At 40.5% G+C, this 17,103-nt stretch carries 18 protein-coding genes; 5 read left to right on the forward strand and 13 right to left on the reverse strand.

The genetic code is table 11. The features are described from left to right. Positions 1 to 18: 18 nt before the first annotated feature. From yjgA to mazG, 9 genes are all read right to left on the reverse strand, one after another. The gene (yjgA, locus tag C502_RS0103805) at positions 19 to 555 is read right to left on the reverse strand and encodes a ribosome biogenesis factor YjgA (protein ID WP_018677534.1); all 537 of its coding nucleotides are present in this window, start codon (positions 553 to 555) and stop codon (positions 19 to 21) included. Between the two features lie 2 nt (positions 556 to 557). Continuing rightward, entirely contained in the window at positions 558 to 827 is a 270-nt protein-coding gene (locus C502_RS0103810; RefSeq protein WP_018677535.1) for an HPr family phosphocarrier protein, read from the reverse strand. After that, positions 824 to 1,675, reverse strand: a complete 852-nt coding sequence (gene rapZ, locus C502_RS0103815) for an RNase adapter RapZ (RefSeq protein ID WP_018677536.1) — start codon at positions 1,673 to 1,675, stop codon at positions 824 to 826. Before rapZ ends, C502_RS0103810 begins: the two co-directional genes overlap by 4 nt. Positions 1,676 to 1,695: 20 nt before the next feature. After that, complete coding sequence (gene panC / locus C502_RS0103820) at positions 1,696 to 2,541, reverse strand: pantoate--beta-alanine ligase (RefSeq protein WP_018677537.1); 846 nt, start codon at positions 2,539 to 2,541, stop codon at positions 1,696 to 1,698. Positions 2,542 to 2,544: 3 nt separating this feature from the next. Then, entirely contained in the window at positions 2,545 to 3,354 is an 810-nt protein-coding gene (panB, locus tag C502_RS0103825; protein WP_018677538.1) for a 3-methyl-2-oxobutanoate hydroxymethyltransferase, read from the reverse strand. 38 nt (positions 3,355 to 3,392) lie between these two features. Then, positions 3,393 to 3,881, reverse strand: a complete 489-nt coding sequence (folK, locus tag C502_RS0103830; protein WP_018677539.1) for a 2-amino-4-hydroxy-6-hydroxymethyldihydropteridine diphosphokinase — start codon at positions 3,879 to 3,881, stop codon at positions 3,393 to 3,395. Next, positions 3,878 to 5,332: a polynucleotide adenylyltransferase PcnB gene (gene pcnB, locus C502_RS0103835; protein ID WP_018677540.1), complete on the reverse strand. Its 1,455-nt coding sequence runs from the start codon at positions 5,330 to 5,332 to the stop codon at positions 3,878 to 3,880. The genes folK and pcnB overlap by 4 nt, the downstream gene beginning before the upstream one ends. Before the next feature lie 139 nt (positions 5,333 to 5,471). After that, positions 5,472 to 5,900: a ComEA family DNA-binding protein gene (locus C502_RS0103840; protein ID WP_018677542.1), complete on the reverse strand. Its 429-nt coding sequence runs from the start codon at positions 5,898 to 5,900 to the stop codon at positions 5,472 to 5,474. After that, on the reverse strand, positions 5,869 to 6,675 hold the full coding sequence (gene mazG / locus C502_RS0103845; RefSeq protein ID WP_018677543.1) for a nucleoside triphosphate pyrophosphohydrolase: 807 nt from the start codon (positions 6,673 to 6,675) through the stop codon (positions 5,869 to 5,871). The genes C502_RS0103840 and mazG overlap by 32 nt, the downstream gene beginning before the upstream one ends. A gap of 94 nt (positions 6,676 to 6,769) precedes the next feature. Between mazG and C502_RS0103850 the strand changes: the two genes are divergently transcribed. The 5 genes from C502_RS0103850 to C502_RS0103870 all read left to right on the forward strand — a co-directional run bounded on the left by C502_RS0103850 (position 6,770) and on the right by C502_RS0103870 (position 11,245). Then, positions 6,770 to 7,543 (forward strand): SDR family oxidoreductase, encoded by a 774-nt coding sequence (locus C502_RS0103850; protein WP_018677544.1) that lies wholly within the window; start codon positions 6,770 to 6,772, stop codon positions 7,541 to 7,543. Positions 7,544 to 7,742: 199 nt separating this feature from the next. Continuing rightward, on the forward strand, positions 7,743 to 9,113 hold the full coding sequence (locus tag C502_RS0103855) for a COG3014 family protein (protein WP_018677545.1): 1,371 nt from the start codon (positions 7,743 to 7,745) through the stop codon (positions 9,111 to 9,113). Between the two features lie 18 nt (positions 9,114 to 9,131). Then, a complete protein-coding gene (locus C502_RS0103860; protein ID WP_018677546.1) occupies positions 9,132 to 9,539 on the forward strand; it encodes a DUF1425 domain-containing protein in 408 nt (135 codons plus the stop codon). Positions 9,540 to 9,567: 28 nt separating this feature from the next. Continuing rightward, a complete protein-coding gene (lpoB, locus tag C502_RS0103865; protein ID WP_018677547.1) occupies positions 9,568 to 10,170 on the forward strand; it encodes a penicillin-binding protein activator LpoB in 603 nt (200 codons plus the stop codon). A gap of 73 nt (positions 10,171 to 10,243) precedes the next feature. Further along, on the forward strand, positions 10,244 to 11,245 hold the full coding sequence (locus C502_RS0103870) for a CsgG/HfaB family protein (RefSeq protein WP_026315733.1): 1,002 nt from the start codon (positions 10,244 to 10,246) through the stop codon (positions 11,243 to 11,245). 101 nt (positions 11,246 to 11,346) lie between these two features. Here the strand turns inward: C502_RS0103870 and C502_RS0103875 are convergent, their stop codons facing one another. The 4 genes from C502_RS0103875 to cysM all read right to left on the reverse strand — a co-directional run bounded on the left by C502_RS0103875 (position 11,347) and on the right by cysM (position 16,955). Beyond that, positions 11,347 to 13,653, reverse strand: coding sequence for a RelA/SpoT family protein (locus C502_RS0103875; RefSeq protein ID WP_018677549.1), 2,307 nt, complete (start codon positions 13,651 to 13,653; stop codon positions 11,347 to 11,349). A 56-nt stretch (positions 13,654 to 13,709) separates the two neighbouring features. Further along, positions 13,710 to 15,098: a 23S rRNA (uracil(1939)-C(5))-methyltransferase RlmD gene (rlmD, locus tag C502_RS0103880; RefSeq protein ID WP_018677550.1), complete on the reverse strand. Its 1,389-nt coding sequence runs from the start codon at positions 15,096 to 15,098 to the stop codon at positions 13,710 to 13,712. A gap of 9 nt (positions 15,099 to 15,107) precedes the next feature. Further along, the gene (locus C502_RS0103885; protein ID WP_018677551.1) at positions 15,108 to 15,929 is read right to left on the reverse strand and encodes a 3'-5' exonuclease; all 822 of its coding nucleotides are present in this window, start codon (positions 15,927 to 15,929) and stop codon (positions 15,108 to 15,110) included. A gap of 102 nt (positions 15,930 to 16,031) precedes the next feature. After that, positions 16,032 to 16,955, reverse strand: coding sequence for a cysteine synthase CysM (cysM, locus tag C502_RS0103890; RefSeq protein ID WP_018677552.1), 924 nt, complete (start codon positions 16,953 to 16,955; stop codon positions 16,032 to 16,034). Positions 16,956 to 17,103 lie beyond the last annotated feature (148 nt).

The raw sequence follows: 17,103 nt of genomic DNA on the forward strand, positions 1-17,103 counted from the left end.
GGAAACTTCTTTTTAGCTTTAACCTTGATCAGATAACAAGGCGACTTGCTGCACATAGTTCACAAATTTAAGCTTGGATGCGACAAGTTGCTCTTCACTCACCTGCTGTTTGATATCCCGATGAATACGCAAAACGTGCTGACGTAATGTGTGACGTTCAGAAGCATTATAGATTTTGCTAAACTCATTAATGATTGGATCACCTTGATCAATCATCCGATCCACCCAACGCATCAATTGCATTTGTTTTTTAGCACCTTGTTGCGGTGTTAAATAAGATAAAATCGTGGTTTCATCTTCATTTCGTAATAATTTACCAATACGTAAAAATTGACGACGACGTGCTTCATGAGCACTAATATTTTGTACTTCAAGTAAAGCATCTATTAAACGCTCATCAACTGGAAGCTTCTGAATTTGCTTTGGATTGAGTTGAGCTAATTGCTCACCCAAAGCTGCCATTCGCTGTACAGCTTTTTTCTGCTCAGTTCTACTCGCACGCCCGTCTAATGACTCAAAATCTTCATCGGTAAAACGCTGGGTATTACGTGCCACTATTACTCTGCCTCATAAAATTTTGCTGCGAACAGCATTTGAATTTCTTCCAGTGCCTTATCTTCATCAGCACCATCAATTACCAATCTTAATGTAATGCCCTTGCCAGCACCTAACATCAACAAAGACATAATATTTTTCGCATCAACCAGTTTATCACCCTTACCGATTTGAATCGAAGCACTAAATTTTGTCGTCACTTCAATCAGCTTACCAGATGCACGCGCATGTAAGCCGAGTTTATTAATTACATCAATTGTTGTGTCTATCATGACCAGTGCTTCATTTCTCTATGTAAGATTTGGACAGTCCATTTTGCCTTAAGAGCTTGTTTGAGTCTATCCACAATATAAACTGAACGATGTTGTCCACCCGTACATCCCACTGAAATAGTCATATAATGTCGATGTCCTTCTGCAAAAGCAGGCAACCATTTTTCCAAGAAAGCAAAAATATCAGCAAACATTTCATTGGTTTGTTGATTACTTTCTAAAAAACGACGCACAGGATCGTCCAATCCTGAAAGACGACGCAACTCTAAGTCCCAATGAGGATTCGGTAAATGACGTACATCAAAAACATAATCCGCATCCAATGGAATGCCATGCTTATAACCAAAAGATTGCAAAATAACAATCAACTTATCAGATTGTCCTAATCTAGACAGCAATATATGCTTAAGGTCATGGACACTTTTACCCGTTGTATCAATATGCACTGTTGCACGAAATTGGATGGGGATTAATAGCTGTTTTTCTTCTTGTATACATTGCAACAGACTATTAAAACGATTTGCCAACGGGTGCGGTCTTCTCGAAGAGCTAAACCGTGCAACTAAATCTTGATCTTGCGTGGTTAAATAAATGATATCGACCGTACCATGTTTTTTTAATTGCTCAAAAACATGGTCAAACTCCTGCATATCAGCACGAGTACTCCGAATATCCACACCCAATGCCAACTGTTCTAAGTTATTCTCATGATCCAGTTTAGCCACAATTTCAGGCAACAATGCCAAAGGTAAGTTATCTATACAATAATAGCCCAGATCTTCTAACACTTGTAATGCAGAGGATTTTCCTGAGCCTGATTGTCCTGTAACGATAAGAATACGCTTCATCGCATATTGCCCTTTACTTTTTATATTTTAAAATCAATCTGCAAATTATCAATCAAACGAGTTGAGCCCAATTTAGCGGCAACAAACAGAACTAAATCACGATCAAATTGTTCAATTGGTTGCAAATTAGGCTGGCGCGCTTCTACATAATCCACAACAAAGCCAACTTGTGTCAATTCAATTGAGATATTTGCTAACACTTGTGAAAGTGCCTGCCCTTCTCCCAATGCAGCTTCTGCTTGTTTTAATAATTGATAAATCGTTGGAGCAGCAATTCGCTCTTCCTCTGATAAATAACCATTACGTGAGCTTAAGGCTAAGCCATCTGCTGCTCGTACAATCGGCACACCAATCACTTCAAGCGGAATGTTTAAATCTTGTACCAACTGACGGATCACTGCCAATTGTTGATAATCTTTCTGACCAAAAAAAGCATAGTCTGGTTGTACAATATTGAATAATTTGGTTACAACAACGGCAACACCATCAAAATGACCAGGTCGTGACTCACCACATAAATCATTGGTAATTTGACTAACACTAATATTGGTTAAACGAGGATGTTTTCCATACATTTGTTCAACAGAAGGTGCAAAAATAATATCGCAACCCACATCTGCCAATAAACGACTATCTTGTTCTAAAGTACGTGGATAACTATCAAAATCCTCGCCTGCACCAAACTGAATTGGGTTGACAAAAATACTCACCACAACAACATCACAGATTTTTTTTGCAGCGCGCACTAAAGTCAAATGACCTTCATGCAAATTCCCCATAGTTGGTACAAAACCAATTAATTTTTTTGTTGTTCTTGCTGGTGCTAATGATGCAGTTAAACCTTGTATTGTTGTTTCTGTTTTCATGAGTTAGAGCTCAACTTGAAAAGTATGTTCTTTCGCTGGAAATGACTGATCTTGAACAGCAGCATGATACGATTTAAACGCATCTATAATTGCTGTTTCCCCTGCTTGTTCTTTCATAAAATTACGCACAAAACGCGCAACGCGACCAAAAGTTAAACCAAGCATGTCTTGTACAACCAAGACTTGCCCATCGGTTTGATTACCTGCTCCAATGCCAATCACAGGTGTATTTGGAAATAGTTCAGCAATTTCCTGACCTAACTGTGCTGGCACACACTCAAGTAATAAAACAGCTGCCCCCGCATCAACCACAGCTTGGCAATCTGCAATCAACTGATCTGCTGCTTCGCGTGTGCGTGCTTGAAGTTTATAGCCACCAAATACATGTACCGATTGTGGTGTTAAACCTAAATGTACACACACAGGAATACCATTACGGGTCAAAACTTGTACCAATTCACCAAGCCACGCACCGCCTTCAATCTTGACCATTTGTGCGCCTACTTGCATCACGGCTTTGGCATTTTTTAGACCATCTTCAAGCGTCGCATAACTCATAAATGGCAAATCAGTCATAATTAAAGCATGTGAATTGCCACGGCGCACAGCTGCCGTATGGTAAGCCATATCTTCAACTGTCACAGGCAGCGTAGAATCTCTGCCTTGAATTGCCATGCCTAGAGAATCACCGATTAAAATCGTATCAATTTCAGCCAACTCCATCGCTTTAGCCATACTTGCATCGTAACAAGTGAGACATGAGAACTTACGTCCTTCGGCTTTAAATTTTCTTAAGTCACTTAGACTAATCATGATGATGTCCTCTACGGCGTTTCCAGAACAAAGCAATCTTAAGCGGTTGCCCAAGACTGGTCTGCGATTACAGTTAAGTTTGCCTGCTGTACCAGTTCTAAATCTTTTAATGAACACCCATTCAACTGTAAATGAGCATCTAAATCCAATAAGGGAACAATCACAAAATCACGTTCTAAAAGACCAATATGCGGTACTGTCAAACGTTCATTTTGAATCTGCTCTTGACCATAGATCAGCAAGTCAAGATCAAGCGTTCGTTCGCCCCAACGCCGCACACGGATACGCCCTGCATCTTGCTCAAATTGTTGTAATTGATCTAATAGGGCAAGCGGTGCAAGTGTGGTATCGAGTTGAACAACCGCATTTAAATAATTCGGCTGATCTTGCGGCCCCATTGGCGGACTTTGATAAAGTCGTGAAACCTGTACTAAACCTAAGCTTGCTAGCTTCACAACAGCTTCACTCAGAATCTGTTGCGAATCACCTAAATTGCTACCTAGACCAATATAAGCACGAGTCGTCATTGTGTTGGTCCAAAAACAACTTGGGCTAAATCACGTTGTACCCGTTTACGCTTGAGAATCGGGTGATCCGTATGAATTTGACCAGAACCCATAGTCGCTTTTTCGATAAAACGACTCGCAGATTCATCAGCTCTCACACGTTCTTTTTTAGCACGACGACTTCTTGGCTCAGGCACATTTACTAAAGGCTCAATCTCTGTCACTTTCGCTTCATCGACTTCAACAGCCTTACGGCGTGTTTTACTCCGTTGACGATTGTATTGACGGATTGTTGCTTCTTTTTGGTCTGTTGACATTTCTTGGTAGGCTTCCCACCAAACACCCATACCGTCAGTACTACGATCACCTGATTTTTCACGCAACAATAAGAAGTCAAATCCTGCACGGAAACGTGCATGTCCAGCCAAAGCCTCGATTTGTTGTGGTTTCGGATTCAACAAACGGGTTTGCATTTCCCAAACTTCACGAATAAAGGTTTCTGCAAAACGCGGAATAATAGTTCGTGTCGCCTGACGTTTAAGCACATCAAGACCCGCTTGCGCACGCGCTTCAGCAGGCACAACACCTTTATTTAAATAAAAATCACAGCGTTCTAAAAATGGCTTCCACAACAAGACCGCATAGAAAAATGCTGGATTAATGGTCTTGCCAATTTGAATTCGCTGATCGGTATTCTTGGCTGCACGTTCAATAAAAGTCGTGAGTTCTGGAGGAATTTCAGCAAATAACTGTTTCCAAACCCCAAACTCAATCAACATCGGCAAAACGCGCGCGAGATGCCCCATAGTAAAGAGCTTTTGAGACTCATCATATAAACGATGCGGTGAGACATCACGTAACAGTTGCGTCAGCTCAACATTAAAAACATCAATAATCGATTGATCAATTTGAAAGTTAAGTTTCGCAGCAAAACGTAAAGCACGTAACATTCGCACAGGATCTTCTTCAAACCGCTGCGCAGGTTCACCCAAAAACCGTAAAGTACGGGTTTTAATATCATCAACCGCATGGCAAAAATCAAGCACAATGGCTTGGCGCGGTTGATAATACAAGGTATTAATTGAGAAATCTCGACGTGCAAAGTCTTGCTCAATCGTTCCCCAATTATTATCCCGCAGAATCATGCCAGACGCACTGGTCACTGCCTTTTTTGGGGGGGCGCGAAAGGTCGCAACTTCAATCAGTTCACGACCAGAATAAACATGTGCTAATTCGAAACGTCGCCCAATAATTCGGCAACGTCGACCAAAAACTTCTTTCACTTGAGCTGGTGTTGCATTGGTGACAGCATCAAAATCCTTTGGATTAAGACCTAACATCATATCGCGAACACCGCCGCCTACAATATATGCCTCATAGCCAGCTTTCGTCAGGCTATCAAGCACATCTAATATTGAAGAAGGGAGTTGGGTTGTGGACAGACCACATTTTGACGCACGCAAAGTTTGCAAAAGACACTGTCTCCTACGTCAGGACGTAAATAACAATTTGTCGCTAATCATAGCTGTAACACACACAAAGGGCAATTTATTCTGTTGAAGTTTCAACAGATCAGCCTGTTTAATTCGCAAATTCATTTCACTTTTCATCCTACAACACCAACCTTGCCTTATTTTTTTCGAGCAATTTGGGTCCAATTCCTTTGACATTCACCAACTCATCAACCGTTTTAAAACCACCATTCTTTTGGCGATATTCAATGATTGCCTGAGCTTTTTTCTCACCCACGCCATTCAACGTTTGTAGCTGCTGTAAATTTGCTTGGTTCAAACTAATTTTATCTCCTTGAATGTTTACAGAAGATGAAACTTGCTTTGAACCTTGTTGTGGTGTAGGTCTTGATAAATAATAATTATTGTTTGGTTGCTTCGCCAATTGCTGATCACGTGCCTGTTGTTGCGCTTTCCATTTTTCATAGGACTGATCAAAAGGCTGCGCATCTACATATGAAAAACACCCTAAATATAAAAAGATGAATAGAAAAAGATTATGTTTGCTGCGTAGCTGCGGCAAATTCATTGGATTTCCCCTGAAGTTTTAAGTGTCTTTTTGCTTGCTCCCAAAGTTCGTCCATTTCTGCCAAACTCATTTCTTGCAAGTCTTTGTCTTGTCTTTGTGCTTGTTGTTCAATATATGCAAATCGGCTTCTAAATTTATAAATCGTTGCCAATAATGCGGTCTCACTCGACAGACCAAGTTTACGTCCTACATTGATTAAAGAAAATAGACAATCGCCAAACTCTTCTTGTATTTCATCACTTTTTTGATTTTTGATCGCTTGTTGTAACTCTTCTAGTTCTTCATCTAGTTTTGCATAAGCATCATCAACCGTTTCAAAATCAAAACCGAGCTGTGCGGCTTTTTTTTGAATTTCTTGTGCTTGTAGCAACGCAGGTGCATGCTTCACGTCATCTAAACGTGATTGGGCTTTGCCTTGTTTCTCTTGTTGTTTAATTTGCTTCCATAATTCACTAACTTGTTCCGAATCTAGGTGCTGATATTTCTCTGTCTGAAAGACATGCGGATGGCGACGAATTAATTTCTCACTAATTGCATCCACCACATCATGAAAGTTAAATGCGCCTTGTTCACTGTACATTTGGGATTGAAAAACCACTTGTAATAATAAATCACCTAACTCGTTGCGAATTTCATTAAGATCCCCTTCTCGAATTGCTGCTTCAACCTCATAAGCTTCTTCGATCGCATAACGAGTCAAGCTATTGGGTGTTTGTTGTTGATCCCATGGGCATTTTTGTCGCAACTCTTGCATAATTTCTAATAACTTTTCCATGATCCTCTCCAAATACAGCCAAATTGTTGCAGCTTGAAGCTGCTTATGCGTAATATACGCCGATTAAAGAAATATGATAAAGCAAGGGAAAGCAATGCAACATAGCGTATTTATTAGCGGAGCGGCACAAGGAATTGGTGCTGAGATTGCGCGCATCTTTCATCGTCACGGTTATAAAGTCGGTATTTATGATATTAATGATGAGCAAGCGCTTCGTTTAGCCAACGAGCTTGGTGAAAATGCTAAAGCTGGTTATTTGGATGTTAGTAACTTTCGCCAGTGGAAAATGGCACTACAAGATTTTAAAAATTGGGCAGGCGAACTGAATATTTTAATTAATAACGCTGGAATTTTATACTCTGGCGCATTTGAAGATACATCGATTCAATCCCATCATCGCACTGTGGATATCAATATCAAAGGAGTTCTGAATGGTTGCCATGCTGGATTACCCCATCTAGAAAAAGCAAGTTTTGCCCGTGTGATTAATTTATCCTCCGCCTCAGCAATTTATGGACAAGCTGATTTAGCATCGTACTCTGCGAGTAAATTTGCGGTTCGAGGCTTAACAGAGGCCTTAGATGTAGAATGGCAAAAATATAATATTCGGGTACTCGATGTAATGCCTCTATTTGTACAAACCGATATGGTAAAGAATATGGATGCTGGCAGTATTCAAAATATTGGTGTGGATTTAACCCCTGCGGATGTTGCGAAACAAGTCTTACAGTTAGCCCAACAAAAAGATCATGCCCTGATCCCGACCCATACTCCTGTAGGTATCAAAACTAAGCTGATGTATCAATTGTCGAGTATTAGCCCACAGTTTTTAAATCGGCTTACCAATATTTTTCTATCAAAAAGATAAATTAAAAGATTCATTCAAATAATATTTGAATGAATCAAAATAAATATTATGTTTCAAAAACTTATACTAATAAAAAAATCTTTTACTTTATAAAATAAAAATATTTATTAAATATCTCCTTAAATCCCTGTTAATTATTTATAACTTTTTGTATATTTGCATAATTTTTGATACATTTTGTATTTTTACAGGGGTTTATATGTCATCTTTATTATTAAAACCAAAGCTTTCACTCTTATTCATCAGTTGCATAAGTTTATCGATTTCTGGTTTAACAACTCAAGCACATGCTGGTTTATTTGATAACTATACGGATACGGCTCAAAATTTTCGTTCATCATTGACTCAACCGATATCGGCACCAACGCAAGAATTATTTGAAAAAAAAGCTAAAAGTAATGATGCAGCGTTGTATCTATTAGAAAAGGCGCGTTTAGAACAAGCAAACAAACAATATGAAGCCAGTAAGCAAACTTTTGAAAAAGCATTTGAACTATTAGATGCTCAAAATAATAAAGCAACAATTAGCGCCTCTAAATTAGGTTTTAAGGCACTTTCCCTCGTGAGTAATGATAGTGTAGCACCTTATAAGATTCCTGAATATGAACAGGTATTAGCACATGTTTACCAATCGATAAACTATCTAGCTTTAAATAATACTGAGGGCGCGGCTGTTGAAATGCGTGTAGCGCAACGTATTCAACGCGAAATTGAATTAGCTCATAGCAAAGAAGCAGAAAAAGCAGCAGCTAAAGGTCAAAATGTTAATTCTGCTCCAGCTGAATACGATGAAGCTTTAGCTGGACTAAATACAATTGCGGGTAAAGTAAAAAATACCTATCAAAATGCGTATGCATTTTATATGGCGGCAACATTATGGGAAGCCTTGGGTGAAAAAAATGATGCTTTAGTTGATTATAAAAAAGCATATGAACTACAGCCAAATGATTTTATTAAAAATGATGTAAAACGACTCGATAACGCCGCAAAGAAAGCAAATGGTCAATATCCAGTTGTTATTTTTCTGGAGCAAGGATTAGTTCCTCAAAAAATTTCTTCGACCTTAGCAATTCCAACACTAAATGGATTAGTGAATATCTCATTTGCAAGCTATGACCCTTCAACCTATGTTGCACCAAGTCAGGTTGATGTGGCTGTAAATGGGAAAACCGTTGCAAATACAGCATTACTTACTGATATTGGTGCGTTGGCTGTCAAAACACTAAAAGAAAAGATTGCCGCTAATCTCACAACTCAAATTGCACGTTCTACAGCGAAATACGCTGTACAAAAAGAACTGGGCAATCGTTTAGGCGTATTTGGACAACTTGCAGGCAATATCTATAACACTGCCACAGAAAAAGCAGATGTTCGTGCATGGAATACCCTCCCAAGCAATGCACAAGTCACTCGCCTTTTACTCCCTGTTGGTAGTCATACCATCCAACTTAAAAACAACTATGCAAATCAATCGATCAATATTGAAGTGAAAGCTAATCAGACGACCTTCATTCATGGTATCGAAACCAACCAACAAATTGTCGCTGATAGCTTCAGTATCGCTAAATAATAACTTGAGTAAAACATAATGAAACAACGCCTTTTACCCATAATTCTGTGTAGCTTTAGCCTTGGCTTAACTGCATGTACAGCACCAAATGCGATGCGTACACAAACAGACCCAAATACTGGTGCAAGTAATGTCAGAACCATGACAGGCAATCCTATTCTCGCAACCCGTATTGGTGTCAATCGAATCAATATGGTCAGCCTTGGAGATATTAAAAAAGCGTCACTGGCCTTAAAGAATGGCTGGTTCTATGCACAGTCTTTTGAATACAAGATCGTTTGGTTTGATGCCGATGGCACTGAAATCAATCCAGAGGGGGCCACCTGGAAACCGATTACATTACAGGGACGTGAAGTTAAAACCGTTCAGTCGGTCGCACCAAACCCACGTGGTGTAGACGTACTTATTTACATGAAAAAAGACTAATCAACAGCTTATTTATAAGGGGTAAAACATGAAATTCCGTACTTTGGCTTTAGCAACCACAATTGGCAGCATGGCATTGTTCAGTGGCTGTGCCTCCCAGGCTGTATCTTATGGCGATGCACAGGCAACCGAGACCTTAACCAAAGATTTTGGTTCAACCGACCTGCAACAAATTGCAGCCAAGATGGTTGATGACATGCTGGCATTTCCACCCGTGATTGAAATGACTCAGGCTCGCCGTCCAGTACTGTTTGTTGACCGTATCAAAAACAAGACCCAAGAGCATATTGATACTGAATCTATCACTGACACCATCCAGAATAAACTGATTAATTCTGGAAAATTCCGTTTCGTTGACATGACTTCTGTGGGCGCAATGGCAGACCAGTTAGCTTATCAACAGCAAAGTGGCATGGTAGACAAACGTACAGCAGTGAAAACAGGCTCTCAAATTGCCGCTGAATACATGCTGAATGGTAACTTATCCAGCATCGTCAAAAATTCAGGCGGTAAGAGTGATGTGTACTACAAGTTCACTTTCAAATTACAAAACCTGAAAACAGGTATTGTTGAATGGACAGGCGAAAAAGAAATTCGTAAATCGGCTAAACGTGCTGCTTTTGGTCTATAAACCATTCACAACAACAATAAACCCGATGCTCAGCACCTGCTGAACATCGGGTCATATAGAATGATAGAAAATGATGAAATCCTTACTTTGTGCAGCCCTGTTCTGCTTAACAACAATTCACTCAGCTAACGCCGCCCTACAAGAAGTCATGAAAGAAGCCACAGGTAGCGGCCCAACCCAACAACAGGCTATTGCAGAAGCCTTGCTGATTGCAGCCCAGTCTGTAAATGGCACCAGTGTCAGCTCACGCACTGACTTAGCGGAAGAAGTGAACATGGTGGTCAGCAACAACCATTGGAGCTACCAAGGAAAAACCTCGCCTGTGTTCAGTGTTGAAACACAGGGCACTAATGCGATTAATCGTTTTCAGGTGTTAAGCGTTTCGGGTTCGGGCAAGAACTACCGCGCCAAAGTGCGTGCTTATGTCAGCAAGTTTCAATCAAGTGTAGCGGATCAACACTTACGCCGTATTGCGGTTATGCCATTTCAATATAACTATTCAAAAACTCAACTCACAGATGGCAGTGATGCTGATGACTTTGTGACAGAAGTTGCTGATTTGGTCGGCACTCAACTGGCAAACTCACGTCAGTTAAGTTTGGTGAGTCGTGACTATATTGAGGAAATGGCAAGTGAAAATGCCTTTCTTCGTTGGGATGGTGCACCAGCAGAAATGGCAAGACTTGGGCAAAAAGTGGGCGCTGACTATATTTTAGTTGGACGTATCAATGAAGCAAAAACGACTCAAGGACGTTCATTTTATGGCGCTGTTCCAGCTGGGCAACAAGCAATCCGTCTAAATTGGCGAGTGATTGAAGTGAATACAGGAAAAGTTGCTGCTGCAGGAACTGTAAATCAACAGCAACGCCAATCTCTAGGAGAGCTTATTCATAATTCACAATCTACAACCTCATCAGACTTACTCGCACAACAAATAAGTAATGATGTCTTAAATGGCTTGTCTTTAATGCCGATCAGTTACTCTCGACAAAACTCGACACAAGTAGAGAGTTCAGAACCACTCTCGGATGCTGAACTCACACCAGGTTCGAGTGAAAAACCGATTCGTTGGTGATCGAATAATCTGTGTATATTCAATTTATGATTTTTTGTTGATGCAAAAAAAGAACACTTTAAATTCATTTAAAGTGTTCTTTTTTATAAATATAATGTCAATCAACTACCCTGAACCAAACGTCTTGCACTAATAATGCCTGGTTGCTGCTCTAAACGAGCCAATAAACGAGACAGTTGTGCCAAACCTTTCACTTCAATCAACAACTTCATATTGGCAATCCCATCTGCCTCAGAAATGGTATTCACCTGACGAATATTGATTTGGTCTGAAAAAATCACTTGGGTGAGGTCTTTAAGTAGACCTCGGCGATCATAAGCCTCAACCACGATTTGCACGCTCTGACCACGGGTCGGTTGCATTTCCCAATCCGCTTCAACAGCACGCTCAGGCTCTTGTGTCGTCATGCGTAAATAATCTGGACAAGCGATCTTATGGATACTGACACCACGGTTTAAAGTGATATAACCACCAATCGACTCACCATGCACAGGTTGACAACATTGCGCAATATGCAGCTCAACATTATCCAAACCATCAATCAAAATCCCGTGTGCTGAGAGCGTATGGCTCGCACGAGGATTTAACGCAGGTTTTAAAACCAGTTCAGGCTCATCTTGATCCAAGTGCATCTGACGATTGACTTGATTCATCAAGGCATGAAGGCTGATATCACCACTCACCAAAGCCACTAAAATATCATCACCCGCTTTCAGGTTGAAATGAGATGAATAATCTTTTAAATCAATACTTTTTGGATGAATAGCTAAACGAGACAATTCTTTATTCAGTAACTCACGTCCAACTTCAACGTTTTTGCTGCGATCTTGCTGTCTAAACCAATGGCGTAACTTGTCACGCGCACGCGCCGTTTTGATATAGCCTAAAGAATTGACTAACCAATCACGGTTAGGTTCGCGGTCTTTCTTGGTTAAGATTTCAACCTGCTCACCTGTTTTCAAGGTATAGGTTAATGGCACATAGCGCTGATTGACACGTGCTGCGTAGCACTTGTTTCCAACTTCAGTATGCACATGATAAGCGAAATCTAAAACGGTTGAACCTCGTGGTAATTCCTTAATATCACCATCACGACTAAATACATAAATCTTTTCAAAATTCTCAAAATCTTGAATTTGATCTATGCCATTTGACTCTTCATCTTCGCCATGTGGCGTCGTTTCGGTACGCTCTTGATAATGCTCAAGTACGGCACGTAAAGAATGCAATCGATGGTTAAATGAATGATCGGTATTTTTTGCACCTTCTTTATAATTGAAGTGCGAACAAACACCTAACTCTGCTTCATTGTGCATTTCAAAGGTACGAATTTGCACTTCTAAAGATTTATTTTCTGCAATCACTGCAGTATGTAATGAGCGATAACCATTTGCCTTTGGATTGGTGACATAGTCATCAAACTGGTTGGGAATATGACGCCATAATTGATGCACAATGCCTAAAGCGTGATAACAATCAGGTACACTTTTTACCAATACACGTACTGCACGAATATCGTAAAGCTGATCAAAACTCAGGTTTTTGCTTTTCATTTTTCGATAAATCGAATAAATGTGCTTCACTCGCCCAGTGATTTCAGCTTGGATATGATGCGTACCCAATTCCGTTTTCAACTTATCAATGACAAATTGAATATATTGCTCACGCTCTAAACGTTTTTCGTTCAGTAACGATGCAATTTCTTTATAGCGTTCTGGTGCTAAATAACGGAAAGCAAGATCTTCTAGCTCCCATTTGAGCTGTGCTATGCCTAAGCGATGTGCAAGTGGCGAATAGATCGTTAAAATCTCACGTGCAACACGCTCTTGACGTTCTTTACTCGCCGTTGCCAATTCACGCAAGGCATAAGTACGTTCAGCCAGTTTGATTAAAACGACACGTACATCTTCTGTCACCGAAATCAGCATTTTATAAATGCCGTTTAAATGCTCACGTTGATTATTATTGAAATGGTCTTCTAAACGTTTATTTTTTTCAATCAACTCGGAGAGCTTACCCATTGCAAGCGTGCCTTGTACAAGACTCAGCACCTGTTCGCCAAATTGTTGTTGGATATCCTCTAAGGTAATTAAGCCTTCGCGCACACTTCGATACAACACTGCCGCTGACAATGTGTCTTCATCAACATGTAAATGCGCTAAAATATCAGCCATACCAATACCTGTACTAAAGGTATTGCTACGACGAGTCACCGTAGTTTCTAATTCTTTTGCCAAGGTCAGCTCTGCAACTTGTTGAAGTTGCTTTAGCTGTGCCCCATCCAAAATATCACGCACTCGGTCTAGCCAAGATACCAGACCACTTTGCGCTTCAGCGGCATGTTCTACAGTCGTTTCCTCAGACAACTCATGGAGTCGTCCTGGTAACTGCTCACGTACTGTGACCATACCATTCTCCTCTGGATATGTAACTCATTCTCTAATCGTTTATCTCGTGGGGCTTGTCAAACTGCCTGCTCAGTTTTTTCAAATAGGGCAATCGATTCAACATGTTCAGTATGGGTAAACATATCCATCACTGCTGCTTTCTTGAGTCGATAGCCATATTGTGCCAGTACACCCGCATCCCTTGCTAGTGTTGATGGATTACATGAAACATAAACGATTCTTTTTGCTCCAAAATTAGGTACATATTGCATAACTTCAAACGCACCTGATCGTGGAGGATCAATTAATAATGCATCAAATCCTTGTTTTGCCCAAGAATGATGCGAAAAGTCTTTTGTTAAATCTTGTGAAAAGAACACAGCCTGAGACAATTGATTTGCTTTCGCATTGTCAGTTGCTCGCTGTACCATCTCATCACTTGCTTCAACACCTACCACTTGACCCGTCTCACCCACACAACGTGCTAAAGGGAGAGAAAAATTGCCCAACCCACAAAATAGGTCAAGTACTCTTTCCCCATCCTGCAACTGTAGCAATTCACATGCCAACTGAATCATTTTTGCATTTACACCACTGTTTACCTGAGTAAAATCTAATGGTGAAAATGCAAATTTGATCGCAAACTCGTCCAGACTGTAATGCAGACGCATTGGTGCATGAGCATCATCGACTCGGTATACACTATCTGCGCCTTTAGGTTGCAAATACAACTGCCAATCCTTTAGTAACGCAAATTGACGCAATTGGTTGACATCCGACACATTTAATTCATCTAAGTGACGAATCAATAATGCAACCTCAGTGTCTCCCATTGCCAATTCTATATGACCAATGTGGGCTTTGCCTGTTAGACTTTCGAGTAGTTTTTTTAACTCAACTAAACTATCAGACAAGATTTGATCAAGAACACGACATTGCTGAATTGCGGTTAACTGATTACTGTGATGTTCCCGAAATCCCATCACTAACCGATTTTGTTTAGCAAGATAGCGAACGCCTACTCGAGCGCGACGACGATAATCTATTTTTTCAGAACGGATCGGATCTAACCATTGTTCTGGTTGCAAACCAGCAAAATGCTGTAAATGGGATTGTAAAACATTTTGCTTAAGGCGAATCTGTTCGTCAGGATGAATGTGCTGCAAGCTACAACCGCCACACACACCAAAATGTGGGCAAATAGGCTCAACTCGCTCAAGAGCAGCATCACTTTCAAGCTTGACCATGTCTGCTTCTTCTAAACGCGAAGTTTGATTGGTGATCTTGGCTTGAACCGTCTCACCCACTAAGGCATAGCGGATGAACACTTTCTTACCATGCTTTTCTTTAGGATGATCTGGATGCGTTCCATAATGCGCAATTCCACGCCCCTCATGAGAAAAAGCTTCGATGTGAAAGGTATATGTTGGATATTGAGCTGGACGCTGTTTCGCTTTATGTTTCAAAAGATCAACCTAATTTTTTGCTGCAAAAGTGTGTGCGGTGAATACAGTATATTGCGATGTTTGTCGCCATACCTGTAAGAATTCTGTTTGTTGCGTTTGAGTGTGCAAATAATCAATCGTTGCCTGAAGCCATTGCTGATGATCTTGTTGACTAAGTTGACCTTTCAACAATAACCAACGTAAATAAACCAACCATGTATTCAAGACATCGCCCTCACAATAACTGGTCAATTTCAACCACTGCTGAGTCTGAACATACTTTGGTACGTGATAACCTGATTCACCACGTTTCCCAGGAAAGCCTAGAAAGCTCGCAATATCATCCAGTTTCTGAAAGTTTCGACCATTAAACATAGCCATCACATCCATCAAATCAACATGACGATGGTGATAACGGTTTTGATAGTTATTAAAACGTTTTTGCTGATCAATCTCACCTTGATCAAATAAGCTTGGTGCAGACAGCCCATGATACATGGCACGAAGCAAAATAACGGACAAATCAAACTGTGAACCATTCCAGCTCACTAAGGTCGGTTGCTTTTTCTCAAAGATCGAAAAGAATTTCGCCAACATTTCGGCTTCGGTATTTTGTTCACGGCTAAATGAAAATAAACGAAAACCTTTTTCATCAATCCACAAACCCGAAATACAAACGATTTCATGCAGTGGCAAACGTTGAAAATCACTACCTGATTCTTGACGGCGAATCTTCGTTAATGCTTGTTCAACATCAGCCTCAGGTAAATCAAGATGATGAAGATGGGCACCAGCCTTTAAATCGGTCAGTGTTTCAATATCAAAAACTAAAGTCGGAAAGCGTAAACTCATCTTGAAATCTCTTCAAATCCCTCCCAACCTCCCTTTATAAAGGGAGGAGTTCCCCCTCTTTTAAACAGAGGTGAGGAGCGGTTAAGCTCCGTAAAGGAGATTTTAATCTTGAACCGAAAATAATCCAGTCGACAAGTAACGATCACCACGATCACAAATAATACAAACAATCACAGCATCGGGATGTTCTTCAGCGATTTTAATCGACGCCCAAACTGCACCACCTGAAGAAGTTCCAGCACTAATACCTTCTGTGCGCGCCAACTTACGCATGGTTTTTTCTGCTTCAATCTGTGGAATATCAATAATACGATCGACACGACGACGATCAAAAATGGTTGGAAGATATTCTTCAGGCCAACGACGAATCCCTGCAATACTTGAGCCATCAGAAGGTTGTAAACCCACAATTTGAATCTCTGGGTTTTGCTCTTTCAAATATTTAGAGACACCCATAATCGTTCCAGTCGTCCCCATTGAGCTGACAAAATGAGTAATTTTCCCACCTGTCTGCTTCCAGATTTCGGGTCCAGTTGTGAGGTAATGCGCCTCGACATTGTCTGGATTACCAAATTGATTGAGGACAAAACCTTTGCCTTCCGCCTGCATTTGCAAGGCTAAATCACGCGCGCCTTCCATACCTTGCTGTTGAGTCACTTCAATCAACTCAGCACCATACGCCAACATTGCATCTTTACGTTCTTGGCTCATGTTATTTGGCATGATCAGCTTCATTTTATAACCACGCATGGCTGCAACCATAGCTAAAGCAATGCCTGTATTACCACTGGTGGCTTCAATTAAAGTATCACCTGATTTAATTTGTCCACGCTTCTCTGCTTGAACAATCATATTATAAGCTGGACGATCTTTGACTGAACCCGCAGGGTTATTGCCTTCCAATTTCGCTAATACGGTAGCTTGAGTATGACTTGCTAAACGTTGCAAACGCACTAAAGGGCTTTTACCGACATAATAGTCTAGTAAAAATTCATCTGCTAAAAAATCAGTTTGCGTATTCGTCATGATCGACACCGATATTAAGGTGGCGACTATTGTATGGAAAAAACAGAAATACTGCACCTTTTCACTATGCTTTTTATTGGCTAGCCAATACCTCTGATTTCGGTAAAGCATGATAAGATGTTTCGCAGAATGATAAATCTGACCGCAC

This window comes from Acinetobacter tjernbergiae DSM 14971 = CIP 107465, from assembly GCF_000374425.1.
In the GTDB taxonomy this organism is placed as follows: domain Bacteria; phylum Pseudomonadota; class Gammaproteobacteria; order Pseudomonadales; family Moraxellaceae; genus Acinetobacter; species Acinetobacter tjernbergiae.